Genomic DNA, 24224 nt, shown 5'->3' on the forward strand with positions numbered 1-24224 from the left:
TAAATGGGAGGCCACCTGCGTATTCCTAGTCTGCGAGCTGCACATATTTTAAGAATCTTGTGCAACTGCACCATACACGCTGCTGCTGGTTACTGAAACCGCTGGCCGAAAAATGAACGCTGCCGCACATAAGCCCGGTTCATCATCCGCCACCCAATTCAGGTGTGGCACAGCCACCCGTCTACCTTTACGCCATAACGCAGGCAGCACAGCACAAAACCGCGCCTGCTGCCCATTGCGAATTTTGCGCGCCAGCCCATACCCAGCACCAGCAATCATCAGCCCTTCTGTATGAACGGATGCCGGAAGACGCAGCTCAAACCGGTTATCCCATACTATGCCGTTTTCTGCTGCCATAGCAGGTGCCATTGCGGCTTCCTCCCGCAAAAGCACCCATTGTTGTGCATGCCAAAGCAAGCGGGTTCCAGCCAATGTGGCTTCTGCCCCCATAGTTTTCAAGCGGGACACGGCAGATTGGGCTGGCGGATACTCTGCCCCACCAATACTGCGCACAAGGGCTGAAAGTACATCAACATTGGGCAATTCTGGCCCAAGCACAGCCCAACCCTCAGGATACAGTCTAACCTGCCGTGCAAGTTGTATGGCGCGTTCATGCTCCTTTTGCATCCTGAACTGGCCGAACTGCATGCCAAGTTGCCAAAAATGTGCGCGTTGATCATTTTTTTGCAGCATATACCGCAAACGTACCCGCTCGGCCCGCTGATCCTGATTGGAAGGATCATCCACCCATTCAATATGGGCCTTACGCAATGTATTTCGGAGTGCCTGCCGAGAAAACCCAAGCAATGGGCGAATAAGCCGTATATCTGGCCGCACGGTTATCCAACCCATACCAGCCAGCCCTTCTGGCCCACTTCCGGCATTCTGGCGCATCCAGACCGTTTCTGCCAAGTCATCCGCCTGATGCCCCAGCAAAAGATCCGTGCATCCATATGCCTGACAGGCCGCTATAAGGCGCGCATATCGGGCATCTCTGGCTCTGTGGGCAATAGCTGGCCCCTTTTTGAGATCTGTAAGAACCAGCAAACGGGCCGGAATACCCAGCGTTTGCAAGCGCGCAACTGTTTGATGGGCTTCCTGCCCGGATTCCGGGCGCAGTCCATGATCAACCACCAGAGCCAGCAGATTTTTCCGCCAAAAAGACGCCAGCCACGCAAGACACAAACTATCTCCGCCGCCAGAAACAGCCAAGGCAATGGAAGGATATTCTGGCTGATCAGGGAAAAACGGCCCCAAACGGGCCATACACTTTGCAAAGCTAACGGGCGAAACAGGCCGGTCGGAAAAAACATTACGCCCGAAAAAAACAGCGTCAGACATTTTTCCCGACATCCAGCGTCAGCCGTTACTCACAACTGCCGCGTTTGGCATAAACTTCTGCCGCGTGCGCAACGCGGGTAGAGGGAGTAGGAAACTCTGTTTTCAACTTGGAAAGTGCTTCGCACGATGCCTTTTTATCGCCCAAAGCCAACAGAGAAGCAGAAACACCTAACAGCGCATCTGGGGCACGCCCACTTTTAGGGGCCTGACGGTAAGCATCATAATAGGCCACGGCAGATTGACGATACTGCTTTTGCCCCGCCAAGGACTGTGCCAACAAAAACTGTGCATCAACCTTAAAAGCACCTTTGGCATTTTTAAGGGCTGATTCAGCATCAGACTGCGCCTCAGCATAATCTTTCTTTTGCAAAGCCGCCTTCCCGCTGGCAAGCAACCCATCTGGTGTTGTGGGTTTTGCGGCTTCCTTGGGTGTTGCATCGGCGGCGGCAGCCCCGGTAGAAGCACCCGCAGCACCAGCATTGGCCTGCGCTGCAAACTGGTTATCTGCTATCTGTTTGGAAAGAGCCGCAGTCTTCTGCTGCAATTCATTGGTCAGCTGGTCAATTTCACCACGCATATCGCGTTGCTGCTGCTCCAACGTGCTGACACGGTCCAGCAATTGGGCAATCAGATCATTCGTGCCTGAATTTGCAGTATCCCGCGCCCATGCAGTTGGCACACACACGCTGCCCATTGCGGTTGCCATTGCCAACGCCACAAACCCGGTGCGGGCATGCCGCGATGCTTTGAAGCAGACTTTCATCAGGTTCTTACCCTTCCACAACATATAGGCGGAAACATCATACCACTTTTTCTGCAAGACAAGTGCTTACAATACAAAACAGGCCGGGCGTTAACACCCGGCCTGTTTCTGCTCTGTCAGTTTTCAGAAAAATCTGAAATCTTATTTCACAGAGGTAATGGCGTTACGGTTCTGTGCCCATGCATCTTCATCATCACCCAGAGCGGTCGGACGATCCTTACCGTAGGAGATGGTGGAAATGCGGGAAGAAGCTACACCCTTAGCAACCAAGTAGTCACGTGCAGCATTGGCACGACGCTGACCCAGAGCAATGTTGTATTCTTCAGTGCCACGGTCATCGCAGTTACCGGCAACTTCAACGTTAACCTGCGGATATTTTGCCAGCCAGTCAGCCTGTTTCTGCAGGGTTTCCTTGGCGTCATCACGCAGGCCGCTTTTGTTCAGATCGTAGAAAACGCGGTCACCCACGTTTGCAACCAGATCAGCTTCACTGCCGGGAACGGGGCCGCTGATGGTAGGCTGCGTGGAAGCAGCACCGTTAGAGGCACCAGTGTTTGCATTATCGTGTGCGCAGGCTGACAGCAGGGCAACCATACCAAGCGCGGCAACAACTTTTAGTCTCATGTGTCGGATCCTGAGAATTAGCCCCTTGCGGAACTATTCGGAGAAAAGAGTTCTAACCTTGTATCCCCGCGTCTTCTTCTGCTCCTCTCCGAACCCTTCGAAGAGCCGACGAATTTTGGAGACCAACTTGCCCTAAGCCATAGCTTATTCTGTGGGTCAAGTTGCATCTCTGAATCTCATACCAGCTATACACCCAGTGAGACGAAAAAGACACACTTCCGTTTATGAGCCTTATATGCCTTTATTGCGGCTAAATTATGAACAGCAAAAACCCCACATCACTTTTTTGTGATGTGGGGTTTTTGCTGATAAATCGTCAGCCTTTAGCCATTCAATGGGGACCACGCCGGATCAGACGCCTCTTCTGGTGTAGGCAATATGCGGTCATTAAAACCGGTAATATCCACCATTCCGATGGTAGAATTAAAGCCCGCGCCCCCGGCACCTGCGCGACTTTGGCGACAATATGCCAACACGCGCCCGTTAGGACAGAAGCTGGGGCTTTCCACCGTAAAGCCCTGCGTCATGATTCGCTCACCAGTGCCATCTGGCGCCATCACACCCAGGGAGAACATGCCCCCAGCAATACGAGTAAAGGCAATCAGATCCCCACGAGGAGACCAGACCGGAGACCCATACGTGCCCTGACCGTAAGAAATGCGGCGCGCACCACCACCAGAAGCTGGCATGATGTAAATTTGCGGGCTGCCACCACGATCCGAGTTAAAGACAATCTGCGATCCATCCGGGCTGAAGCACGGGCTGGTATCAATGGCACCGGAAGACGTGATCTGGCGGCGTGAACCGGATGCCAGATCTACAATATACAGGTCAGACCCACCATTGCGCGTCACTGACAATGCAACAGAACGCCCATCTGGAGAAAAGCGCGGTGCAAAGGAAATACCTTCAAACTCACCCAATATCTGCTGGCGGCCACTGGTCAGATCAAACAGATAAACCCGCGGGCGGTTGTTGGCGTAAGACATAAACGCAATCTGATCCTTCACCGGGCTAAAGCGCGGTGTCAGGGTCAACCACTTGCCTGTTGTCAGCATACGTGCATTTGCACCATCCTGATCCATAACAGCCAGACGCGTACGCTGGTGCCCACGTGGGCCAGACCGCGAGATAAAGGCAATACGGGTATCAAAATACCCTTTTTCACCCAGCATCCGCTGATAAATCACATCGCCTACAATGTGGGCAATGCGCCGCCAGTTAGCTGCAGAAGTTGTGTACGCCGTGCCCTGAATCTGCTGGCGGCTCAGCACATCCCACAGGCGCATTTCCACCCGGACGGAAGATCCACCTCCAGAAACAGAACCCGTAACCTGCGCATGTGCACCCATGCTTTTGGAGGTTGCCAGATCTGGCGTACCAGATGTGGTAGTGCCGGGCATAACCTTGAACAAGCCTGTATTGTTCAGGTCATTTGTCAGCACTTCGGCAATTTTCTCACCCAATCCACCGCCAAAATTGGGAATGATGATGGGGATAGGTGCCGTGCGGGCTTGGTCAACCGTAATTTCAGCTTCTGGGGCACTGGCAGCCGCAAATGCACCAACAGGCATGGCCATAATACCGCCAGCAGCCACACTGGCCCCCAGCAGGCTACGCCGACGCAGCGCGCCAGCCAGCACATCGGCTTCCTGATCGGAAATAAGAGGGCGGGTACTCATTACCATGTGTTTTCCTCCCTAAGGCCTGCTCAAGGCCTGAATACAAACTTCAGTTGCCGTGGCTGCCCCAGCAGTTCCTTGGGAATTGGCAGCTTGGCACATGTTGGACTTAGAACAGCGGCCCGGGCTCTTTCAGCCAGCGCACGATACGAAGAATCCGCATTCATACGGGCCTGTGTTTCTGGCGCAAACTGCACAATGCGGGCTTCGCCCGTTCCATCTACCGTAACCACCAAATGCGCCACAAAACTGGCATAATCCTTGGCGGCTGTATCTTCTGTGTAGCAGCGCCTTACCGCCGCCCCGATAGCTTTCTGCTGGCCGGCACTCAGGCTGCCCGTAATGTTACTGCCAACGGGGGAGCCACCCCCCTTGGGCGCACCACCAGCAACAGGGTTGGCACGTGCCTTGGGCGCATGCGTCTGCTTCTGATCCGCCCGGAACGTATCCAGCGTTTCCAGCAAAGAATGGGAATCTGCCTGGCTCTTCTTCGCCTTGTTCGGCTGCGTGATATGAGACGGAATTGCCGCATCGGGCAGCGTATCTGTTGGCTGCGTAATGGGCGATGGCGGGGCCACACTATTCGTCGGCTGCACCGGAGAAGGTGGAGACGGCGGTGTTTTCACAACTTCAGGAGATGGCTCTTCCGCCTTAGGGGGCAGAGGCACATCTGGCAGCTTTTCAGATTCCGGCACAGGTGGCGGCGGAACAGGCTGTGGCGGCGGAGGTGGCGGTGGGGCCTCCTCATTCGGCACATCCTTTGGCGGCTCTGGCGTAGGTGGCGCTTCTTTTTCCTCCGGCGCAGGCGGTTTGGGTTCAGCCGCAGCGGTTTCTGCCTTGGCCGCAGGACCGCCCTCTTCAGCATCCGACTGCTCGAACTGCATTTCAATCGTTGGCTGTGGGGGCTCTTCCGGCGGCTTAGGCGGCGGAAGAGTGATTAGCAGTGCCAGCAGAAGCGCGACATGCGCGCCCCCTGACAGATAAAGCGATCGCCGGAGTATAATCTGATCAGACCGGCGTGGCCTTGCCATGGGCATTGTTCGTACCTCTCCACCCTATCGGATGGCTTAATGCCCAGCGCTGGCAGGTTGCTGCGCCAGCAGAGCCACATGCGTAAAGCCGCCTTCCGTAATCTGCCCCATAACCTGCATGACCTGCCCGTAATCAATATGGGCATCCCCACGTACAAAAATACGGTGGGAAGGATCATTGTTGGAAGCAGCCTTCAGCTGGGCCACAAGCTGATCTGCCGTAACGGAGTTATCCCCCAGATACAGCGTACCATCAGACTTGATGGAAACGGTAATAGGCTTGCTGTCTGAATTAACCGGACGCGCATCTGTTTTGGGCAAATCAACATTTACACCGCTGGTCATCATTGGAGATGTCACCATAAAGATGATCAGCAGCACCAACATCACGTCCACCATAGGAGTGACGTTGATTTCGGCCATCGGACGCCTGCGGCGGCGTCCGCTTCCTCCCGATGGCATTGCCATATCTCAGGTCCTCTCTTCGGACTGGCGAGAAAGAATGGCAGCAAACTCCGTGCCAAAACCTTCCAGACGATCCTGAAAAAGATCCATGCTGTTGCTGATAACGTTATAAGCTACATAAGCCGGAATAGCCGTTATCAGGCCAATGGCCGTTGCAAACAGGGCTTCGGAAATACCAGGTGCCACCACGCTCAGATTGGTATTGTGTTCAGCCGCAATGGAGCTGAAGGAGTGCATGATGCCCCACACCGTGCCAAACAGCCCGACAAACGGTGCAACAGGCGCAACAGTTGCCAGAAAAATCACCCAACGGCGCAGGCGATCCATTTCCCGCGTGATGGTAATACCAATGGCACGGTCAACACGTTCCTTAACGCCCCCCCGCACTAGATCCACACCAGGAATACGGGCTGAACGCCGCCATTCCCCCATGGCTGCACCAAATACGGCAGACATCGGGTTGGTGGGCTTGGCACCATCGCTTTCATACAGATCATCAAGGCTGCCGCCAGACCAGAAACGATCTTCAAACCCTGTGGCTTCACGATTGATGCGACGCAACGTAATGAACTTGTCCAGAATAATTGCCCAGACCATGACACTGCACACCAGCAGCCCAAGCATGACAATTTTAACGACAAGCGAGGCGTGCATGAACAACGCCCATACTGACAAATCTCCCGCCGCACTTACGCCGAGATTTGCCGCATCAACCGCACGATCCAATAATGCCTCCTGCCTCTGCACCCATTCCGGGCGATCTGTCTCCGACTCGGTCGAGACACATGCTTTGCCCGACGCTCCTGCTTCTTACTTGGTTCCTCAAAAAAGCAGAAGAGGCGCATTCATCCCTTTGGTGCCAATTTTTGCAACAGATCACGCCATAACGGCGGAAATCGGGCAGGACGCCCATCTGATACCTTCACACAGGCCAGACCAACTTCAACCTGTGCGCATACATCATCACCGCGCGTGCAAAGCTGATCCAGTCGGCAGCTTGCGGCTTTTAGGTCAATCAAGCGGGTGGTAACTGTTACAATGTCATCCAGCTTCAGGGGCATTTTGTAAGCAAGGTGGGCGTCATGCACCACAAAAACCAGCCCATATTCTTCCTGCAAACGTGATGCCGGCATACCTAGGCTACGAATCGCCTCGGTACGCGCGCGTTCCGCAAAAGCCAGATACCGTGCATGGTACACAATGCCGCCAGCATCCGTATCTTCATAATAGATTCTGAAATCTATGGAGTGGGTGGTCATTCTTCCCCCTCATCCTCGCCAGCAAGGAAATCCATCTGCTGGTTTCCCCCGGTAGCCGAAGCCGGAGGGGTAAGCCCCAGATGCCGCCAGCCACGTTCACCAAGAACACGGCCACGGGTGGTGCGCAAAACCAGACCTTCCTGAATTAGGTAAGGTTCAATAACATCTTCCAATGTATCGCGCGATTCGGCTAGAGCCGCAGCCAGCGTTTCCACCCCAACCGGGCCACCGTGATGATATTCTGCAATGCGGCGCAGGTAGCGCCTATCCATGGCATCCAGCCCAAGGGCATCAACTTCTAGCCGCTTAAGGGCTGCATCTGCCACTTCTGCCTCTACCGGCACCCCCGCAGGCACGGTAACGGATGCAAAATCCCGCACGCGGCGGAGCAAGCGCCCAGCAATACGCGGTGTGCCGCGTGAACGGCGGGCAATTTCCATTGCGCCACCTAAAGTTAGCGCGAAATCCAGCTTTTCTGCGCCACGCGCCACAATTTTACACAGCTCTTCTGGCGTATAAAAAACCAACCGCAGCGGAATGCCAAACCTGTCCCGCAATGGCGTGGCCAAAAGCCCAGCCCGCGTGGTGGCCGCCACAAGCGTAAATGGTGGCAAATCTATACGGACAGATCGTGCTGCCGGACCTTCACCAATAATCAGATCAAGCTGGAAATCTTCCATCGCAGGATAGAGAATTTCCTCAATAGCAGGCTGGAGCCGATGGATTTCATCAATAAACAGCACATCACGTGGCTGCAAATTGGTAAGAATTGCAGCCAGATCCCCTGCCCGCTGGATAACAGGGCCAGAGGTGGCCCGAAAACCCACCCCCAGCTCACGCGCCACAATCTGGGCCAAGGTTGTTTTACCCAAGCCCGGCGGCCCATGTAGTAAAACATGATCTAAGGCATCGCCACGTTGTTTGGCGGCCTTGATAAAAATGGAAAGATTTTCCCGGCTGGCTTTCTGGCCAGTAAAATCATGCAGAGTTTGCGGGCGAAGTGTGGATTCGCCAACATCTTCCTCGCGCCGTTCTGCGTCAATTTCCCGATCAGGCGTAAACTCCGCGCTCATCGGGCAAGATCTTTCAGGCTGTCACGAATCACCAAATCCAGCGTGGCCGCAGCCCCATGCGTATCCATAACCTTCCGCACAACTGGCGCTGCTTCTGCCCGCCGAAAGCCCAAGCCTGCCAGTGCCATAAGGGCATCGGCCTCTATACTGCCCGCCGGTGTTGCCATGGCCGGAATGGTAATGCCACTACCACTGCTACCTCCCGGCATTTTGCCAGCTTTATCGCGCAGTTCTGTCAGAATGCGCTCTGCCAATCTGCCACCAACACCCGGCGCACGGGTCAGGCTGGCTTTATCTGATGTCATCAATGCCGCAATCAGTTCCCCGGGTGACAAGGTGGAAAGAATACCAAGCGCAACCTTTGCCCCCACCCCCTGCACACTTGTCAGCAACCGAAACCACTCACGCTCTGCACTTTCCATAAAACCATACAGAAGAATGGCATCTTCACGCACAACAGTTTCGATCAGAACACGCGCTTTTTCTGGCGGATTGGGCAAGGCGGCCAAAGTGCGTGTAGAGGCAGCCACGAGGTAGCCCACGCCATTTACGTCTATCACGCAGCTTCCCAGATCTACCTGAATGACCAACCCGCATAAAAACGCAATCATGCCATTCTTACTCCGGCGGCAATATGGCGCGCACTTGCACGATGATGCGCATGGCAAATGGCAACCGCCAGTGCATCTGATGCATCTGCACGGATAATTTCTGCTCCGGGCAAAAGCCGCCGCACCATCATTTCCACCTGTTTTTTATCTGCGGATCCGGTTCCCACAACCGATTTTTTAACGGAAAGCGCGCCGTATTCTGCCACGCTTATCCCGGCCAATGCTGGCACAAGCAAAGCAACCCCTCGCGCATACCCTAGCTTGAGAGTGGCTGCACCATTACGATTGACATAGGTTTCTTCAACTGCCGCTTCCTGTGGTGCCAACCTGTCTATCAACATCAGTAGGTTGTCATGCAGCACTTTTAGGCGATCTGGCACGCTATCTGCGCTATTGGTTGCAATAACACCATTTTCAACGTGCCTGAGGCGATTGCCCTCGACATCAATCACCCCCCACCCCGTAAAGCGCAGGCCGGGATCAATGCCGAGCAGACGTACCATTATAATTTAGGCCGAAAGTTTTTCGGCCAGATCATCCGGCAGATCAAAATTGGCATACACATTCTGCACATCATCGTTATCTTCAAGCGTATCCAGCAACTTGAACAGACTGCGTGCCTTTTCTTCATCCAGCGTTACGATATTTTCCGGGCGCCAGTCCAACTTGGCACTTTCCGCCTCACCAAAACGCGTTTCCAGCGCATCTTTCACGGCAAAGAAGGATTCCACTTCACACGTCACTTCATGAAATGCTTCTGTGGAAACAACGTTTTCTGCTCCGGCCTCAATTGCTGCTTCCAGCATTTCATCTTCAGTGGCCACAGAAGCGGGATATGTAATAACACCTAAGCGGCGAAACATAAACGAAACGGAATTTGTTTCTCCCATAGAACCGCCATATTTGGAAAACGCTGCACGCACATCTGATGCTGTACGGTTGCGGTTATCTGTCAGCCCTTCAACAATAATGGCCACACCGGCAGGGCCATAGCCTTCGTACCGCACTTCCACATAGTCATCACCACCAGCTGCGCCAGATGCCTTCTTAATAGCGCGCTCAATGGTATCCTTGGGCATATTCACTTCACGTGCAGCAGAAATAGCGGCACGCAAACGCGGATTGGCAGCCGGATCTGGCAAGCCAGAGCGTGTTGCTACCGTAAGTTCCCGGATAACCTTGCCAAACTGCTTGGAACGTTTTGCATCCTGCGCACCTTTACGGTGCATAATGTTCTTAAACTGGGAATGACCAGCCATCTTCCTTACCTTGTCGTCTGCAACAATGCCGGGCAGGCCTTAAACAAGCCGCCCGTGACAATGCTTATATTTCTGGCCCGAACCACATGGGCAGGGCGCGTTACGAGGTGTTTCACCCCAGCTTGAGGGATCATCCGGCATAATGGCGCTGCCCCCGATAGGGGTGGCCATTTCCGGCGATGCACCGGGAGAAAGACCGGGCCCCGGTTCTGAGGCATATCCCTGCACTTCTGGATCAGCATGAATTTCTGCCGTATCGGCAAATGGATCAGCAGCTTGCGGAGGCGTCACTTCCACCCGCGCCATTAACCCGACCACACGCTGGCGCATTTCTTCCAGCATGAATGTAAAGAGCTGGAAAGCTTCGTGCTTATATTCGTTCAGCGGATCTTTCTGACCGTAAGCACGCAGGCCAATACCCTGCCGCAGTTGATCCAGCGCATGCAGATGTTCTTTCCACACAGCGTCATAGGTTGTCAGCAAAATCTGCTTTTCAATAAAGCGCATCAGATCCGGGCCAATATTGGCGGCCCGCGCAGCCTGTGCCTGTGTGGCCGCCTGGCTGATCCGGTCTGCCACAGCCTCGGCATCCATGCCATCTTCCTTGGCCCAAGCCGCTATGGGCAGATCAAGGCCGAAGGTTTTCTGCACATCTTCCGTCAGGCCAGCCACATCCCACTGTTCCGCAAAGGATTTTTCCGGAATACGGCGGGCCACCATGGCGTCAATAACATCTTCCTGCGCTTCCGCCACAATTGAAGAGACATCCTCGGTCGCCATAAACTCGCGGCGCTGGGCATACACTTCCTTGCGCTGATCATTCATCACGTCATCATATTTGAGCGTGTTCTTGCGCATATCGAAGTTGCGGGCCTCAACTTTTCTCTGTGCCCGTTCCAGCGCCTTACTCAACCACGGATGAACAATGGCCTCGCCGTCCTTCATGCCCATTTTCTGGAACATTCCGCTCATGCGGTCTGAACCGAAAATACGCATCAGGTCATCTTGAAGCGAGATAAAGAACTTGGAATTACCGGGATCACCCTGTCGGCCTGCACGGCCACGCAGCTGGTTATCAATACGGCGGCTTTCATGCCGTTCCGTGCCGATAACATACAAACCACCAGCCTGCTGCACGATGTCATGATCCCGCGCAACACGGTCACGGATTTCCTTCTCAGCAGCTTCACGCTCTGGAGAATCTTCCATATCCCCCAAGGTTTGGGAGATCAGCATTTCCACGTTGCCGCCAAGCTTAATATCCGTGCCACGCCCCGCCATGTTGGTGGCAATGGTAATGGCACCCGGCGCACCGGCCTGTGCTACAATCTTGGCTTCCATTTCATGGAAACGGGCGTTCAACACGTTATGTGGAATAGCTTCACGTTTCAGCAGGTCTGAAAGCGCTTCACTTTTTTCAATAGACGTAGTGCCCACCAGAATCGGCTGACCGCGTTCGTGCACATCCCGGATGAGTTTGACGACAGCAGCAAACTTTTCCTGCTCTGTCAGATAGATCTCGTCGTCTTCATCCTTACGGGCAACCGGACGGTTAGTGGGAATGGCCACCACATCCAGATTGTAGATTTCAGCAAATTCATCCGCCTCTGTCATAGCGGTGCCGGTCATGCCGGAAAGCTTGGGATAAAGACGGAAATAGTTCTGGAAGGTGATGGAAGCCAGCGTCTGGTTTTCCTGCTGGACTTCTACGTGTTCCTTGGCTTCCAGCGCCTGATGCAGACCATCGGAATACCGGCGGCCTTCCATCATACGGCCGGTGAATTCATCAATAATCACCACTTTGCCATCACGCACAATGTAATCCACATCCCGCGAGAACAGCGTATGTGCGCGCAAAGACTGCTGCACATGATGCACGACGGTAACGTGATGCAGATCGTACAGCCCGCCTTCATCCAGCACCCCAGCCTGACGCAGCAGATTTTCTACATGGTCAGAGCCGGTATCCGTCAGGATAACTGTGCGGAACTTTTCATCTTTTTCAAAAGTTGCCGGATCCTGCACAAGCTGGGCCACCACGGTATCCACCGCACGGTACAGATCAGAGCTATCTTCTGCCGGGCCGGAAATAATCAGTGGGGTGCGAGCTTCATCAATCAGGATCGAATCCACTTCATCCACAATCGCGTGGTAGAAGGGGCGCTGCACCATTTCACCCAACTGGTACTTCATATTATCGCGCAGATAATCGAAGCCGAATTCGTTATTCGTGCCGTATGTAATGTCTGCGGCATAAGCTTGGCGGCGTGCATCATCTGGCAAATTGGGCACAATCACCCCGGTTGTCAGACCTAGAAAGCTATAAAGGCGGCCCATCTCTGCGGCGTCACGCGCAGCAAGATAATCGTTTACGGTAACAACATGCACGCCCTTACCTGCCAACGCGCTGAGATACACAGCCAGCGTGGCCACCAGGGTTTTCCCTTCCCCAGTGCGCATTTCTGCAATTCGGCCAGAATGAAGCACCATGCCGCCAATAAGCTGCACATCAAAATGCCGCATCCCCAACACTCTGCGCGAGGCCTCACGGCACACGGCAAAAGCTTCGGGCAGCAGATCATCCAGACTTTCGCCTTTGGCGATCCGGTCCCGGAATTCCTGCGTTTTGCCAGAAAGGGCGGTATCATCCAACGCCTGTACTTGTGGTTCAAGCGCGTTGATCTCCGGCACCCGGCGTTGAAATATCTTGAGCGTCCGGTCGTTGGCGGTGCCGAACAGGGCGCGGACAAAGCGTGAAAGCATGAACACCTTTCCGGAACAATGCGGCCCCTTACCGCTGCATTACCCCAAATGGTAAGACAACAAGGGACACTGGCATGGCTGGCTTGCCCAGCAAAATAGGACCGGGGCGGGTTGCGGTCAACCAACCGTACCTGTGGAAGCAGGATTGAAACAGGGGTTGCCGGGCGGAAAACCCTCCTTCATACAGGGTAAACAGGTTTAAATGGCTTTAAAGGTTTTAATACACATGCGGCTTATTCCCCACGCGTTTGGACTGGCAGCAGCAGCGTTATTTGCTACCACCACCCTTTGCACACCCTCCTTTGCTGCAGATCCAGCCCCGGCTGCTGCAAGCGCTCCGGCAAAGCCAGCAGACCCCAACGCCGTGGTAGCCACCGTAAATGGGGAAAAAATCACGCTGGCAGATGTGCAGACTGCCATGGTCTCCCTGCCGCCACAGATGCGCCAGCTTCCCCCGAACCTGATTTTCCCCATGCTGGTCAATCAGTTAGCAGATCAGAAAGCCATTCTGATTACCGCTCAGAAAGAAGGCCTGGATAAAAAGCCTGAAACCCAGCAGCTGATGACAAATGCAGCCAACACTGCGTTGCAGAATGCCTGGCTGTCTGAACAGGTTATGCCGCATCTGAATGATGATGCCATCAAACAGTATTATGATCAGAATTACGCAGGCAAGCCCGCCGAAAAAGAAGTGCATGCCCGCCATATTCTGGTGAAAACTGAAGCCGAAGCCAATGATGTTATCAAGAAACTGAAGGCAGGTGCTGACTTCGGTAAGCTGGCGGCTGAAGTTTCCACCGACAAGGGCAGCGCCCAGCAGAATGGTGGTGATCTGGGCTGGTTCAAGAAAACAGACATGATCCCGGCCTTCTCTGATGCCGCCTTTGCTATGAAAAAAGGTGAAATTAGCAGCACACCGGTAAAGAGCCAGTATGGCTATCATGTCATTCAGGTGCTGGACACACGTACAGACCCGATTCCTACACTGGACGCTGTGCGGGACAAAATCCGCCAGGCTCTGATCCAGAAATACGTGCGTGAAGCCGTGGATAAAGCCACCACTCAGGTGAAGATCGTGCGTTTTGACCCCAACACAGGCAAGCCGCTACCTGATGCTCCGGCACCTGCATCAGCTGCTGCACCCAAAAAATAAAAACCACCACACAGCAAACCTCGCTCTAAACAACTGGGGCGAGGTTTTGCATATATACCCTTGAGGATACCGCCAGATGGCGCAGACAATCCCCGTTTCCCCCCTGGCCCTGCCAATGCCGGAACTTGGTGTTGTGCGTGGGATTCGCCTTGGCGCCATTGCAGCCGGTATTCGTTATAAGGGCCGCACAGATCTGGTTCTGGCCGAATTTGCCCCCGGCACCACTGTTGCCGGTGTATTTACCAAATCCAAATGCCCCGGCGCACCGGTGGACTGGTGCCGCGCCATTTTACCAAAGGGCGAAGCCCGTGCATTGGTTGTAAATGCCGGAAACGCCAATGTCTTTACCGGACAGGCCGGACGCAACACATGTGAAGCCACAGCAGAAGCCACTGCCAAGCTAGTTGGCTGTTCCGGGCAAAACGTCTATTTGGCTTCTACGGGCGTTATTGGAGAAATCCTGCCTGCCGAACGTATTACCTCCGCCCTTCCCGCCTTACATGCCTCCCTTTCAGAAAACGGATGGGAAGAAGCTGCGCGTGGGATCATGACGACCGATACCTTCCCCAAGGCGGCCATGCGCAAGGCCATCATTAAGGGCACGGAAGTTATTATTCAGGGTATTGCCAAAGGGAGCGGCATGATTGCGCCAGACATGGCCACCATGCTCTCCTTTGTAGCAACAGATGCCAAGTTACCAGCATCCATCCTGCAAACCTTGCTGAGCGCTGGCATCCAGAAAACCTTTAACTGCATTACAGTGGATTCGGATACCTCAACATCAGACATGGTGCTGCTGTTTGCGACTGGAGCGGCCCACAATCCGGATATAGCCACTATAGATGCGCTGACAGATCCTGAACTGGCAGATTTCCGCACGGCATTAAATGCCGTTCTGCACGATCTGGCCCTACTGGTTATCCGGGATGGAGAAGGCATTACCAAGCTGATGAGCATTAAGGTGAGCGGTGCTGTATCCGATCAGTCTGCTTGGCGGGTTGCCATGGCTATTGGCAATTCCCCATTGGTAAAGACCGCCGTAGCCGGAGAAGACGCCAACTGGGGCCGCGTTGTTATGGCTGTTGGCAAATGTGGGGAACCCGCAGACCGTGATACGCTTTCTGTCTCCATTGGTGGTGTCTGCATTGCACGCAATGGCACCGTTGTGGATGGGTACGATGAAACACCTGTGGTCGCCCATATGAAAGGGCGTGAAATTGATATTGCGGTTGATCTCGGCCTAGGAACAGGCTCTGCTCAGGCATGGAGTTGTGATCTGACGCACGGCTATATTGATATCAATGGGTCTTACCGCAGTTAGACGCCACTTTCTGCCCTTCTGTTTATTTTCTCCTTCCTGCGGAGCAGGTTCTCATGTCCAATTCGGCTCCGCCTCCCGGCTGGGGGGCTCCTTCTGGCGATTTTTATGGAATGCAGCCCGGCACACCTGCTCCTGTCTGGGTTTACGCCGGTTTCTGGTGGCGCGTATGGGCTTTTCTGATTGATGCCATTATTCTGGGCACCATAGAAACCATTCTAGGGTTTTTTGTTGCGCCAAATGTCACAATAGACTGGCAGGAACTGCCGATTGATGGCTCTGGGCAAAGCATGAATGTGGTGGATATTGCCTCCTTTGTGCAGCCCGAAAATATTTCTGTGCTCATCCCACACATTCACACAGGGCCGTGGCCCATAGCCAGTATGGTACTCGCCCTTATTCCTGCCGTGTATTATGTATTGTTTGAGGCATCCTCCCTCCGCGGCACACCAGGCAAACGCGTGTGCAAGCTGGAAGTGGTCACGCTTACCGGCGGGCAGATCAGTTTGGCTCAGGCCATTCTGCGATTTGTCATCAAAGCGTTCATCTCTTTTCCGCTGCTGTATATTGGCGTCATTATGGTGGCGTTTACGCGGCGCAAACAGGGATTACATGACCTGATAGCCGGAACATTGGTTATTCGGGCAGAAACACAGCAGGTTGCTCCTTTTCAGCCGCATCAGTAACGTGTCTGTACCTTTCTGAACAACGCCTATCCGCATACATCATCTTGATACTGCCCGATTTGCCTCCTACCCTAGAGGCAAATCGGGCATAGTTTTTGCATGCCCCTGATATATCTACCCATTCAGCAAAGGATGCAGCGCCCCCATGGCGGCCAATAGCCCGGATCAAAACCTATCCTTTTCATCCCCTCCGCCGCACTCGCCTTCTTTGGCTGCATGGCTTTGTCGGTTCTTTTGCCTGTTTGCGTTGGGAATTGGTTTTCTTCTTCCCTTTGCATCTGCGCAGGCTGATACAGCTGCGGCTGTTCCTCAAGCCAACGGCCTGACCCAACAGGATGCGCAGCAATTACTGAACGTTCTGAACGATCCGCAGAAACGGGAAGATTTTTCCAAAACTCTTTCCCTTATGGCCAAAGGTTTGCCGGCCGCGCCCGCACAACCACCTGCTGCCGCACCCAAACCTACGCCCGCACCTGCTGCTGCCAAACCGCAAGCTGATAACGCGGTTATAGATAGTGATGTGCATTCCGAACTGGAAACCGTACAAAATTCACTACACGGTTATCTGGACAATTTCACAAGTCTTTTTAAAGACTTAAGTGTTGTTGGCCCTTGGTTTAAAAGTGAATTTGGCAATCCTGCATCTCGGCAAACACTTATTGATGCATTTAGCCGGGCTTTACTGATTATTGGCATTGCCCTGTTGCTGGAACGCGCCACCAGCATTGCCATGCGCAAGCCGCTGAATTCTGTAACACAGCATGCAGAAGCCCGCGAACAACGCCTGGAAGCCTCCGCGCAGTCTGCCGCAGCTGTTGATAGCAGCGATGCAGCAGCAACCAACGATGCAGACACAACCCAAACGCGTGAAAATGACCAAAGACGCGGCACGGAAGTACTGCGCTATCTGGTCCGGGTGCCTTATAATGCGCTGCATTTTCTTATAAAGCTGCTGCCTGTAGGCGTGTGCTTGCTTGTTGGCTACCTGGGTGCAGAATTTCTTACCACCACAACACAGGCGCACACTGTTTCTCTTACCCTGATCAATGCCTACGCCATTGCACGCGGGCTTTACCTGGTTGTGGAAACAACATTGGCTCCGCGTTCTCCCGCCATCCGCCTTATTCCGGCATCAGATGGAACCGCACGCCTGCTAACACGCTGGTGGAACGTACTGGTGGCGGCACCTTCCATTGTGATCTGCCTTTCCACTTTGGGAAGTGAGTTTGATCTTAGCCCTCGCGGTGTGGATGCCATGCTGCGCGCGGTGGTGCTTATCCAGCATCTTATCATCGCGGCCTTTATCTGGCGTTTGCGCCATATTGTGGCACGTGCGCTTCAGCCGTCTCCCAACATGCGCAAAAATGCTCTCTGGGCCTTTGCTGGCACGCTTGCACATGTGTGGTGGGTGCCTGTCATGTTTCTGGACATGGCTTTGTGGTTTGTGTGGGCAGCCCATCTTAAAGGTGGATATCAGTGGATCTTGCGCGGCACGCTGCTCACGTTCCTCTGCCTGGTTCTCTCCCGCGTTATTGCTCTGCTGGCATATGGGTTGCAGGACAAGCTGTTCCGAATCAGCCCCACATTAGAAGCCAGTTACCCCGGCATGCAAAAACGTGCGGATTTCTATTATCCGTTCGTGCGCCGGATTATCACCATTGCAATTATTTTTATTACGGGTGTGTGTCTGGCACAAAGCTGGAGCATTCCCAGCTTCAGGTTCTTCTTCAGCTCTGCTTTGGGTCAACGGTTGATTGGCGCTGCCATCTGCCTGCTTATCGGCATGACTGTTGCCGCGGTTGCATGGGAAGTGGTGAACGGCCTGCTGGAAAAACAGATTACCCGCTACACATCCAGCGCACAGGCTGCACGCGCAGCACGCCTGCGCACCGTGCTCCCCATTATTCGTACCGTGCTGCTGGCTGTGATCATCATTTTTGTAACGGTTACCACTTTGTCCCAGATTGGTATTAACGTTACGCCCCTGCTTACGGGTGCTGGTATTTTGGGTGTTGGTCTTTCCTTTGGTTCGCAGAGCTTGGTTAAAGACGTTATCACGGGCTTCTTCATGCTGGCAGAAGATGCCATTCAGGTGGGGGACTGGGTAACCACAGGTGGGATTGCCGGTATTGTTGAGCATCTTTCCATCCGCACATTGCGTGTGCGCTCGGTAGATGGTGACTTACACATCATTCCCTTCTCGTCCGTAACATCCATTGCCAATACAGCGCGTGGGTTTAACCAGGTTATTGTGCATCAAACGGTGGATTTGAGTGAAAGCAGCGAGCGCGTTGCCAAAATCATGCAAGACACTGTTCAGGAAATGCGCAAGGAAGATGCTTTCAAGAACATTATCTTGTCTGACTATGTTGATCTGGGTGTCGATAACTCGGACGGAAATGGCGCCATACTGGTGGGTTCCATCAAAACGGCACCGATGATGAAATGGAAAGTGCAGCGTGAGTTTTACCGGCGCATTGCAAACCGTATGGCTGCACAGGGCGTGAAGTTCTATACCCCAACATCTTACTATACGACGCCCCCTGGCACACCGGTACATCTGGCTATGGACACAATGCCGCCGGAACTGCTTGAGAAAATCAACCAGCGCGCGGCCCAGATTCAGCAGGAGGAAAGTGCTCAACCTCCTGCTCCACCAACATCCCCTGAAGCAAAAGAACCGCCTCATGCCTGAATCTGGGTTGAACCTTTCAAGCAATCCTGTCTTGCTTGAATGTATTGAAAAGCCATTGGCGCAGAAGGGCTTTGCCTTTCTGCAAGCCGCCAAAATGCGCCCTATTCTGCAAGATTTTGGGCTGGCTGACTGGAATGCGTTTGCAGCAAGCTGGAATCATTTGGGGTGTGACAAATATATGGCGGACGGTGGGCGGTATCGCCGCCGCCGCTATGCCACGTTCTCACTTTCTGATCAGGAAATCCTGCGTAAACCGCATCAGCCCCATTATCAGAGCCGCGATTACAACACACTTAATGGCGGCATTGAACGCTGGTTTCAGCCGGTATTGCCAGAAATTGGCGAAAACCCTGCATTGCTGGCCATTCTAAAACTGATGCATCGGCTGGCTGTAGATATGACACCAGCCAAACAGCGCCCCTTGGCATGGCATGCAGAAATTCACCAGTTCCGTATTGAAGCAAGCCAGAATTCTGCCGGGCAACCTACCCCGGAAGGCTTGCACCGAGATGGTGTGGATTGGGTATGTGTTGTGATGGTGTGCAGAGAAAATATTGCCTGCGGAGAAACATCCATCCACGATCTTAACAAACAGCGCGTCGGGAGCTTTACGCTCACCAACCCTCTGGATACGGCCTTTGTAAATGATAGCCGTGTATATCACGGGGTCACCCCCGTACAGCCGGTAGATCCAACCTTACCCGCGTATCGTGATGTGTTGGTTGTAACGCTTCGCCACGAATAACCATAAAAAAGGCCGGGTATCCGGCCTTTTTGTTAATACCCGGCGTAATAAATTGCGTGTAAGCCAAGTGCCAGACAGGCAAATACAAAAAACATTGCCCCGGCCATCTGGCAGCATTCTTTAAAGGAAATGGTATTATATGTTGTTGCTGCAGAAGCAGAAGAAACAACGCTGCTTTGCTGTTCTGCTTCGCTCATACCTGTATCCTCTTCGTTTTATGCAATGCTGAATTGTTGTTCATACTTATCTGGCGATGATTACCTCTTTCGTCAAGATCTGCCTGATTTTGTCCCATTCCCAAATTGGGGTGGACGCACCCCCTGCCGCGGGTTCACATAAGAAGAAATTCATTTGGAGTTTCAGACTTGAAACAGATCGCTTCGGCATTGCTTGCCACCAGCCTCCTTGTCTCCCCTGTGTTTGCGCAAACTCCTCCAAAGCCTGCCGCGACAGAAAATGCTGGGCCTAGCCAACCTTATTCAATCGCAAGTTTTATGGGTAAATGGGCCGTAACAATGGTGATGGAGCCCATTACCATTATGGGTAACCGGGCTGTTGGCCCGGCCGCGCGCCTAATTGTAGTGGTGCCAGATAACATCAGCAAAGCTGTCAAACAGAACCACTTTGCTCTGGCCCGCAAATCCAACACCGTATGGGAAGGACAGCAGGAAGACGTGACAGCAACGCTTACACGGATTTCAGAAAATGCCGCCCAGTTGGTTCTTGTTAAAAAAGACGGGCATAAAATGGAAATCCCGCTTTACCGCGACGATGGCTGACATCTGAACTTTCACATCTTCCCCGCTCGCTTATCATGAGCGGGGAAGATTGTGCCGACCAGCTTTACTTTTCGTCCGCAGGTTTCCAGGTTTTGAGAAATTCCTGCAAAGCCTCATCCGCCTTGCCGATTTTCACTTGCAGCGTCACATACAAATTGCCTGCCGGGCGAGAACCATGTGCCTGTACACCTTTGCCACGCAACCGCAATACCGTACCGGTATCTGAACCTGCTGGCACATTCATCTTCACTGTTCCCGTTGGGGTTGGCACCATAATTGGCCCACCCAGTACGGCAGTTTTAAGATCGACATCCAGATTTTCCCGCAGATCATTCCCTTCCCGCGTATATGTGGGGTTGGGCATTACGGTTACGGTAATCAGCGCATCTCCATCTGGCCCACCCTGCACACCGGGGGCCCCTTTGCCACGCAGACGCAGCACTTTACCGTCCTCAATCCCTGGTGGGATTGTCACATTCAACGTGCTGCCTTCTGGCAAAGTAATACGAGACTTGCCGCCGTTTACAGCATCCAGAAAACTGACCTTGAGCGTATAGGAACGATCTGCCCCTTTACGTGGGCCAGAACGCCGCGCACGCGCGCCACCGCCAAACATACCCCCGAACAGATCGCTCAGATCTTCTTCCGTAAAGCCGCCTGCACCACCAGCATGGCGGAAGCCTCCTGCACCGCCAAAATCATTAAATCCACCACTACCGCCGCCAAAACCGGGATGCCGTTCCTGCCCGGCAGCATCAATTTCACCCCGGTCAAAACGTGCACGTTTTTCTGGGTCTGACAGCAAATCATTGGCCTGATTGACGGCCTTGAATTCTTCTTCAGCCTTTTTGTCATCCGGGTTCAGATCCGGATGATATTTTTTGGCTAATTTGCGATAGGCTTTACGAATGTCATCTTGACTGGCACTTTTGGAAATGCCCAGAACATCATACGGATCACGCACGCTCATGCGGCACCTCCCTGCCCAGCCGTGATGGGAGCAGAAAAGTCATCCGTATCCAGCAGGCTTATAAGCAGAGCAATAACAACATCCCGCGCATATCCAGCCTGTTCTGCCTCTTTTACAAAAGCTTCCAAGCGCGGTTTTAAATAGGCCTCCGCTGTTAAATTGTTCATAAATCACCTTCTCTATGTGCGTGAAGGGCGCGCAAAAATGAGTATGCGCCAACCTCCAGCTTTTTCATTACATTACTTATAATAATGGGAATGGTGGCGAGCGCGGTCAATGGATGCCCAGCACCATATGAATGGCTGATGCCCATATATCCCGCAACCATTAAAAGTAAGGCGTGGCATATGCCGCCCATACTCTTTATAAAGCCCAGAATGTAAGATAACGGCACAGGCAGATTTTGCCTGAAATTATGCTGCTAAACCAGAATAGTGGAGATACCGGCCATGGCTGATAAACCGCGCTTTTTTGATGATCTTGCCGGCGTGGCCGGTGGAGCTTTTTCCGCTCTGACAGGCGTGCGCGAAGAAATTCACGCCATTGTCCGCAGCCGCGTGGATGAAGTGCTGACAGGCTTGCAGGTTGTGCGGCGTGAAGAATTTGAAGTCATGCGTGATCTGGCCGCACAGGCCCGTATTGGTCAGGAAGAAGCAGAACGCCGCCTTGCCGCATTGGAAGAACGCGTTACAGCGTTGGAACACAAACTGGCCCATAATCATAACGAACATGGGCACCAGCACCACGGCTGACGCCGCGCCTTCCCTCACTATATTTTCTGCCTTTCCGCAGGCACGGAGCTCCCCATGCCAGCAATAACCTCCGAAGCATCCTCCATGCTCACCAACCCGCTTGATCTGATGGAACAGGTTATAGGTGGGCATGGATGGACATTTGAACGGTGCACCCCAACGGAAATGGCAGCAGAAGCGCCCTCCCGCTGGTGTGATTATGGGCTGTTTTTTTCATGGTCTGCCGAACTGGGCGCCATTCTGTTTACCTGCGCTTTTGACCTAAAAGCTGCCCCCACCCAACATGCCAATCTGTATGAACTCATCGGCCTGGCAAATGAGCAGATATGGGTGGGGCACTTCAGCCTGGACACGGAAGATGGTGTTTTGCTCTTTCGCCATGCACTGCTGCTACGCGGCACACCTGCCGTTACCGATGTATTTGAAGATATGATTGATATTGCATTGGCTGAATGCGAGCGCTTTTACCCCGCTTTTCGCTTTTTTCTGCATACGGGGCTGGATGCAAAAACAGCGCTCGCCACAGCCATGATTGATTGTCAGGGAGAAGCATAATGACAAAATCCCCTCTCCTACCCTCAATCCTTCTGGTGGGTTGCGGCAAAATGGGTGGCGCCATGTTGGAAGGCTGGCTGGCACATGGGCTGGCCCCTTCCGTCATCATGGATCGACACTTGCCAGAACTTCCCGCACCCCATCGCGTCGTGCGCACCTTGGATGCCATTCCGGCAGAGTTTAAGCCCGATGTTATTCTTCTGGCGGTCAAACCCCAAAAAGCCAACGGTGTTCTGGCAGAACTGGCGCCACGCTTCCCCAACGCGACACTTCTTTCTGTTATGGCTGGCCGCACAATTGCCAGCCTGTTAAAGGCTTACCGGGTAGGACATGCCGCGGCTTCTCCGATTATTATCAGAAGCATGCCCAATACGCCTTCTGCACTGGGTGCTGGTATGAGCGGGCTTTACGCACCGCCTGAAGCATCTGAAAAACAGAAAAAGCAGTGCGAACAGCTCTTGAGCGCCGTTGGTGAAACCGTATGGGTTGCACAGGAAGGGCTGATTGATTCCGTTGCCGCCATTTCTGGCAGTGGGCCAGCCTATGTTTTCCTTCTGGCAGAGCTTCTGGAACAGGCAGGTGTAGAACAGGGGCTGGATGCAAAAACAGCGCGTACGCTGGCACGCGGCACCATTTATGGCGCAGGACAAATGCTGCATCAGCTCCCTACAGATGCCGCAGAATTACGCAGGAACGTCACAAGCCCTGGCGGCACAACAGAAGCAGCATTGAAAGTTCTGATGGCTTCTGATGCATGGCCCCAAGCCGTATCAACCGCCATTTCTGCTGCGGTTAATCGTGCCAAGGAACTTGCATCCTGATTTTTGCCTTTATGTTTATTGATTATATTTTTTTCTTACCCCGCAGGTTTTTAAATGGACAACGACGATTTTGACGCCGCACTGGTTTCATCCGCTCTAACACTGGCTGCAGAACGGGGCTGGTCCAGCATTTCCGTATTGGATGCTGCGCGAGATGCTGGTCTTTCGCTGCGCGAGGCACGGCAGCGTTTTCCGCTCAAGGCCTCTATCTTGTTGCGCCTTGGGCGTATGGCAGATGATGTAGCTCTGGCTGATGACACTGTAAGCGGCAACACACGTGAACGCTTGTTTGACTTGTTAATGCGTCGGCTAGATGTGTTTCAACAATATCGCGATGGCTTGGGATCTGTTCTGCGGAGTCTGCCTATGGACCCACCTTTGGCTGTTATTCTGGGTGGTGCCACGTTGGAAAGCATGCGCTGGATGGCAGACGCAGCGGGCATTAATGCCAACGGACTGGGCGGGTTTGTACGGGTAAACATGATTGTGGGCGTATGGACGCACACCCTACGCGCATGGGAAAAAGACGATAGCCCCGATATGGGCAGCACAATGGCCGCCTTGGATCAGGCTCTGGACAAAGCTGCACGTTTTGGCCTTTTTCCTGCGGGAGATGAGGCGACGACTCTGGATGAAGATCTTCCTGACCTTGACGCCCTACCCACAACTGATTCGAGCTTTTCTGAACCCGGCTGATTTCTCTTATTGCAAAGATCTAAAAAACACACTTTACGAAAGCTGCCAGTTTGCCCTAAAAGGGCAGCGTTGGCAGCTTAATGCTAATGGGGCGTAGCCAAGCGGTAAGGCAGCGGATTTTGATTCCGCCATGCGGAGGTTCGAATCCTCCCGCCCCAGCCAAAACTCACAAGCCTTCTCAAT

26 protein-coding genes and 1 tRNA gene are annotated in these 24224 nt (G+C 53.4%); 11 read left to right on the plus strand and 16 right to left on the minus strand.

Going from position 1 to position 24224, the window contains the following annotated elements:
* Nucleotides 1–48: 48 nt before the first annotated feature.
* The 13 genes from tilS to secA form a co-directional block, all read right to left on the minus strand.
* Nucleotides 49–1341, minus strand: a complete 1293-nt coding sequence (gene tilS, locus CSR02_RS05655; RefSeq protein WP_099540872.1) for a tRNA lysidine(34) synthetase TilS — start codon at nucleotides 1339–1341, stop codon at nucleotides 49–51.
* Nucleotides 1342–1366: 25 nt separating this feature from the next.
* The gene (locus tag CSR02_RS05660) at nucleotides 1367–2128 is read right to left on the minus strand and encodes a tol-pal system YbgF family protein (RefSeq protein WP_099540873.1); all 762 of its coding nucleotides are present in this window, start codon (nucleotides 2126–2128) and stop codon (nucleotides 1367–1369) included.
* Between the two features lie 117 nt (nucleotides 2129–2245).
* Entirely contained in the window at nucleotides 2246–2728 is a 483-nt protein-coding gene (gene pal, locus CSR02_RS05665; RefSeq protein ID WP_042786436.1) for a peptidoglycan-associated lipoprotein Pal, read from the minus strand.
* Nucleotides 2729–3051: 323 nt separating this feature from the next.
* A complete protein-coding gene (tolB, locus tag CSR02_RS05670) occupies nucleotides 3052–4416 on the minus strand; it encodes a Tol-Pal system beta propeller repeat protein TolB (RefSeq protein WP_099540874.1) in 1365 nt (454 codons plus the stop codon).
* A 23-nt stretch (nucleotides 4417–4439) separates the two neighbouring features.
* Complete coding sequence (locus CSR02_RS05675; RefSeq protein ID WP_095045782.1) at nucleotides 4440–5447, minus strand: energy transducer TonB; 1008 nt, start codon at nucleotides 5445–5447, stop codon at nucleotides 4440–4442.
* A 30-nt stretch (nucleotides 5448–5477) separates the two neighbouring features.
* Nucleotides 5478–5909 (minus strand): protein TolR, encoded by a 432-nt coding sequence (gene tolR, locus CSR02_RS05680; protein WP_183172634.1) that lies wholly within the window; start codon nucleotides 5907–5909, stop codon nucleotides 5478–5480.
* Nucleotides 5910–5912: 3 nt separating this feature from the next.
* Nucleotides 5913–6653, minus strand: coding sequence for a protein TolQ (gene tolQ / locus CSR02_RS05685; RefSeq protein WP_095045780.1), 741 nt, complete (start codon nucleotides 6651–6653; stop codon nucleotides 5913–5915).
* Nucleotides 6654–6751: 98 nt separating this feature from the next.
* Nucleotides 6752–7165, minus strand: coding sequence for a tol-pal system-associated acyl-CoA thioesterase (gene ybgC, locus CSR02_RS05690; RefSeq protein WP_099540876.1), 414 nt, complete (start codon nucleotides 7163–7165; stop codon nucleotides 6752–6754).
* Complete coding sequence (gene ruvB / locus CSR02_RS05695) at nucleotides 7162–8238, minus strand: Holliday junction branch migration DNA helicase RuvB (RefSeq protein ID WP_042786431.1); 1077 nt, start codon at nucleotides 8236–8238, stop codon at nucleotides 7162–7164. The genes ybgC and ruvB overlap by 4 nt, the downstream gene beginning before the upstream one ends.
* Complete coding sequence (ruvA, locus tag CSR02_RS05700) at nucleotides 8235–8849, minus strand: Holliday junction branch migration protein RuvA (protein ID WP_099540877.1); 615 nt, start codon at nucleotides 8847–8849, stop codon at nucleotides 8235–8237. Before ruvA ends, ruvB begins: the two co-directional genes overlap by 4 nt.
* Complete coding sequence (gene ruvC, locus CSR02_RS05705) at nucleotides 8846–9352, minus strand: crossover junction endodeoxyribonuclease RuvC (RefSeq protein WP_099540878.1); 507 nt, start codon at nucleotides 9350–9352, stop codon at nucleotides 8846–8848. The genes ruvA and ruvC overlap by 4 nt, the downstream gene beginning before the upstream one ends.
* Nucleotides 9353–9358: 6 nt before the next feature.
* Nucleotides 9359–10108, minus strand: coding sequence for a YebC/PmpR family DNA-binding transcriptional regulator (locus CSR02_RS05710; protein WP_099540879.1), 750 nt, complete (start codon nucleotides 10106–10108; stop codon nucleotides 9359–9361).
* Nucleotides 10109–10147: 39 nt separating this feature from the next.
* Nucleotides 10148–12871: a preprotein translocase subunit SecA gene (gene secA / locus CSR02_RS05715; RefSeq protein WP_099540880.1), complete on the minus strand. Its 2724-nt coding sequence runs from the start codon at nucleotides 12869–12871 to the stop codon at nucleotides 10148–10150.
* 226 nt (nucleotides 12872–13097) lie between these two features.
* Here secA and CSR02_RS05720 point away from each other — a divergent pair, with 226 nt between their 5' ends.
* The 5 genes from CSR02_RS05720 (at nucleotide 13098) to CSR02_RS05740 (ending at nucleotide 19468) form a co-directional block, all read left to right on the plus strand.
* Complete coding sequence (locus tag CSR02_RS05720) at nucleotides 13098–14024, plus strand: peptidylprolyl isomerase (protein ID WP_099540894.1); 927 nt, start codon at nucleotides 13098–13100, stop codon at nucleotides 14022–14024.
* Nucleotides 14025–14100: 76 nt separating this feature from the next.
* The gene (gene argJ, locus CSR02_RS05725; RefSeq protein ID WP_099540881.1) at nucleotides 14101–15345 is read left to right on the plus strand and encodes a bifunctional glutamate N-acetyltransferase/amino-acid acetyltransferase ArgJ; all 1245 of its coding nucleotides are present in this window, start codon (nucleotides 14101–14103) and stop codon (nucleotides 15343–15345) included.
* 53 nt (nucleotides 15346–15398) lie between these two features.
* A complete protein-coding gene (locus CSR02_RS05730; protein ID WP_042786425.1) occupies nucleotides 15399–16028 on the plus strand; it encodes an RDD family protein in 630 nt (209 codons plus the stop codon).
* A 145-nt stretch (nucleotides 16029–16173) separates the two neighbouring features.
* The gene (locus tag CSR02_RS05735; protein WP_099540882.1) at nucleotides 16174–18723 is read left to right on the plus strand and encodes a mechanosensitive ion channel family protein; all 2550 of its coding nucleotides are present in this window, start codon (nucleotides 16174–16176) and stop codon (nucleotides 18721–18723) included.
* Nucleotides 18716–19468, plus strand: coding sequence for a 2OG-Fe dioxygenase family protein (locus CSR02_RS05740; protein ID WP_099540883.1), 753 nt, complete (start codon nucleotides 18716–18718; stop codon nucleotides 19466–19468). The genes CSR02_RS05735 and CSR02_RS05740 overlap by 8 nt, the downstream gene beginning before the upstream one ends.
* A 32-nt stretch (nucleotides 19469–19500) precedes the next feature.
* Here the strand turns inward: CSR02_RS05740 and CSR02_RS16530 are convergent, their stop codons facing one another.
* Complete coding sequence (locus CSR02_RS16530) at nucleotides 19501–19665, minus strand: hypothetical protein (protein ID WP_167384099.1); 165 nt, start codon at nucleotides 19663–19665, stop codon at nucleotides 19501–19503.
* A gap of 168 nt (nucleotides 19666–19833) precedes the next feature.
* Here CSR02_RS16530 and CSR02_RS05745 point away from each other — a divergent pair, with 168 nt between their 5' ends.
* Nucleotides 19834–20247: a hypothetical protein gene (locus CSR02_RS05745; protein ID WP_099540884.1), complete on the plus strand. Its 414-nt coding sequence runs from the start codon at nucleotides 19834–19836 to the stop codon at nucleotides 20245–20247.
* A 64-nt stretch (nucleotides 20248–20311) separates the two neighbouring features.
* Here CSR02_RS05745 and CSR02_RS05750 read toward each other — a convergent pair whose 3' ends face one another.
* Both CSR02_RS05750 and CSR02_RS16535 read right to left on the minus strand, forming a co-directional pair.
* Nucleotides 20312–21217, minus strand: coding sequence for a DnaJ C-terminal domain-containing protein (locus CSR02_RS05750; RefSeq protein WP_099540885.1), 906 nt, complete (start codon nucleotides 21215–21217; stop codon nucleotides 20312–20314).
* Nucleotides 21214–21384, minus strand: a complete 171-nt coding sequence (locus CSR02_RS16535; RefSeq protein WP_167384100.1) for a hypothetical protein — start codon at nucleotides 21382–21384, stop codon at nucleotides 21214–21216. The genes CSR02_RS05750 and CSR02_RS16535 overlap by 4 nt, the downstream gene beginning before the upstream one ends.
* A 282-nt stretch (nucleotides 21385–21666) precedes the next feature.
* Here CSR02_RS16535 and CSR02_RS05755 point away from each other — a divergent pair, with 282 nt between their 5' ends.
* From CSR02_RS05755 to CSR02_RS05775, 5 genes are all read left to right on the plus strand, one after another.
* Nucleotides 21667–21969, plus strand: coding sequence for an accessory factor UbiK family protein (locus CSR02_RS05755; RefSeq protein WP_042786421.1), 303 nt, complete (start codon nucleotides 21667–21669; stop codon nucleotides 21967–21969).
* Nucleotides 21970–22023: 54 nt separating this feature from the next.
* Nucleotides 22024–22524, plus strand: a complete 501-nt coding sequence (locus tag CSR02_RS05760) for a type III secretion system chaperone family protein (RefSeq protein ID WP_042786420.1) — start codon at nucleotides 22024–22026, stop codon at nucleotides 22522–22524.
* Nucleotides 22524–23345, plus strand: coding sequence for a pyrroline-5-carboxylate reductase (gene proC / locus CSR02_RS05765; RefSeq protein ID WP_099540886.1), 822 nt, complete (start codon nucleotides 22524–22526; stop codon nucleotides 23343–23345). Before CSR02_RS05760 ends, proC begins: the two co-directional genes overlap by 1 nt.
* Nucleotides 23346–23399: 54 nt before the next feature.
* On the plus strand, nucleotides 23400–24041 hold the full coding sequence (locus tag CSR02_RS05770) for a TetR family transcriptional regulator (protein ID WP_042786418.1): 642 nt from the start codon (nucleotides 23400–23402) through the stop codon (nucleotides 24039–24041).
* A gap of 87 nt (nucleotides 24042–24128) precedes the next feature.
* Nucleotides 24129–24203 (plus strand) — tRNA-Gln (locus CSR02_RS05775).
* The last annotated feature ends 21 nt before the right edge of the window (nucleotides 24204–24224 follow it).

Source organism: Acetobacter pomorum, from assembly GCF_002738225.1.
GTDB classification, from domain to species: Bacteria; Pseudomonadota; Alphaproteobacteria; order Acetobacterales; family Acetobacteraceae; genus Acetobacter; species Acetobacter pomorum.

Excerpts from the sequence above, each read along its gene's own strand:
- tilS (WP_099540872.1), bottom strand. The coding sequence starts at position 1,341 with ATGTCTGACGCTGTTTTTTTCGGGCGTAATGTTTTTTCCGACCGGCCT.
- tolB (WP_099540874.1), bottom strand. The coding sequence starts at position 4,416 with ATGGTAATGAGTACCCGCCCTCTTATTTCCGATCAGGAAGCCGATGTG.
- CSR02_RS05730 (WP_042786425.1), top strand. The coding sequence starts at position 15,399 with ATGTCCAATTCGGCTCCGCCTCCCGGCTGGGGGGCTCCTTCTGGCGAT.
- CSR02_RS05770 (WP_042786418.1), top strand. The coding sequence starts at position 23,400 with ATGGACAACGACGATTTTGACGCCGCACTGGTTTCATCCGCTCTAACA.
- CSR02_RS05720 (WP_099540894.1), top strand. The coding sequence starts at position 13,098 with ATGCGGCTTATTCCCCACGCGTTTGGACTGGCAGCAGCAGCGTTATTT.
- CSR02_RS16535 (WP_167384100.1), bottom strand. The coding sequence starts at position 21,384 with ATGAACAATTTAACAGCGGAGGCCTATTTAAAACCGCGCTTGGAAGCT.
- proC (WP_099540886.1), top strand. The coding sequence starts at position 22,524 with ATGACAAAATCCCCTCTCCTACCCTCAATCCTTCTGGTGGGTTGCGGC.
- argJ (WP_099540881.1), top strand. The coding sequence starts at position 14,101 with ATGGCGCAGACAATCCCCGTTTCCCCCCTGGCCCTGCCAATGCCGGAA.
- ybgC (WP_099540876.1), bottom strand. The coding sequence starts at position 7,165 with ATGACCACCCACTCCATAGATTTCAGAATCTATTATGAAGATACGGAT.
- CSR02_RS16530 (WP_167384099.1), bottom strand. The coding sequence starts at position 19,665 with ATGAGCGAAGCAGAACAGCAAAGCAGCGTTGTTTCTTCTGCTTCTGCA.
- CSR02_RS05740 (WP_099540883.1), top strand. The coding sequence starts at position 18,716 with ATGCCTGAATCTGGGTTGAACCTTTCAAGCAATCCTGTCTTGCTTGAA.
- CSR02_RS05760 (WP_042786420.1), top strand. The coding sequence starts at position 22,024 with ATGCCAGCAATAACCTCCGAAGCATCCTCCATGCTCACCAACCCGCTT.
- secA (WP_099540880.1), bottom strand. The coding sequence starts at position 12,871 with ATGCTTTCACGCTTTGTCCGCGCCCTGTTCGGCACCGCCAACGACCGG.
- CSR02_RS05755 (WP_042786421.1), top strand. The coding sequence starts at position 21,667 with ATGGCTGATAAACCGCGCTTTTTTGATGATCTTGCCGGCGTGGCCGGT.
- pal (WP_042786436.1), bottom strand. The coding sequence starts at position 2,728 with ATGAGACTAAAAGTTGTTGCCGCGCTTGGTATGGTTGCCCTGCTGTCA.
- CSR02_RS05710 (WP_099540879.1), bottom strand. The coding sequence starts at position 10,108 with ATGGCTGGTCATTCCCAGTTTAAGAACATTATGCACCGTAAAGGTGCG.
- tolR (WP_183172634.1), bottom strand. The coding sequence starts at position 5,909 with ATGGCAATGCCATCGGGAGGAAGCGGACGCCGCCGCAGGCGTCCGATG.
- CSR02_RS05675 (WP_095045782.1), bottom strand. The coding sequence starts at position 5,447 with ATGCCCATGGCAAGGCCACGCCGGTCTGATCAGATTATACTCCGGCGA.
- CSR02_RS05660 (WP_099540873.1), bottom strand. The coding sequence starts at position 2,128 with ATGTTGTGGAAGGGTAAGAACCTGATGAAAGTCTGCTTCAAAGCATCG.
- CSR02_RS05750 (WP_099540885.1), bottom strand. The coding sequence starts at position 21,217 with ATGAGCGTGCGTGATCCGTATGATGTTCTGGGCATTTCCAAAAGTGCC.
- ruvB (WP_042786431.1), bottom strand. The coding sequence starts at position 8,238 with ATGAGCGCGGAGTTTACGCCTGATCGGGAAATTGACGCAGAACGGCGC.
- ruvC (WP_099540878.1), bottom strand. The coding sequence starts at position 9,352 with ATGGTACGTCTGCTCGGCATTGATCCCGGCCTGCGCTTTACGGGGTGG.
- ruvA (WP_099540877.1), bottom strand. The coding sequence starts at position 8,849 with ATGATTGCGTTTTTATGCGGGTTGGTCATTCAGGTAGATCTGGGAAGC.
- CSR02_RS05735 (WP_099540882.1), top strand. The coding sequence starts at position 16,174 with ATGGCGGCCAATAGCCCGGATCAAAACCTATCCTTTTCATCCCCTCCG.